This window comes from Salinarimonas soli, assembly GCF_008386575.1.
Lineage (GTDB): Bacteria > Pseudomonadota > Alphaproteobacteria > Rhizobiales > Beijerinckiaceae > Salinarimonas_A > Salinarimonas_A soli.
In genome coordinates, this window is the sequence record NZ_VUOA01000263.1 from 1 (window position 1) to 304 (window position 304).

Consider the following 304-nt stretch of genomic DNA (forward strand, 5'->3'; position numbering starts at 1 on the left):
CGGCTAATAAGACTCCTCCTTTGTATCGGAAACCAAGAGTGGTGGTGCCGTGGTCAAACTGAATTTTGATTTCCTTTCCAGTCTCATCCTTTGTGTTGAAGTGTGCTAAGGTTTCAGCAGGATTCGCAAATGGGGGAGAAGCGAGCTGAGCGCTGTTTACAAAGTTTTCACTGTAGCCGGTAATGTCATTATTGAATGATGCTAGAGAATCAACGGGTTTCAAGTTAATTTTTTCATTTAAACGGCAGAAATCGAGTAGAGCCATTTTTTGTTTAAAACTGTTTTCAATAAAGTCTTGATGAAT

Annotated in this window: 1 protein-coding gene; it reads right to left on the reverse strand. The window is 39.8% G+C overall.

The annotated features are described in order from the left end of the window. A partial coding sequence (locus F0L46_RS27980; protein ID WP_188312177.1) for an Ntn hydrolase family protein occupies positions 1 to 304 on the reverse strand: 304 nt, incomplete at both ends.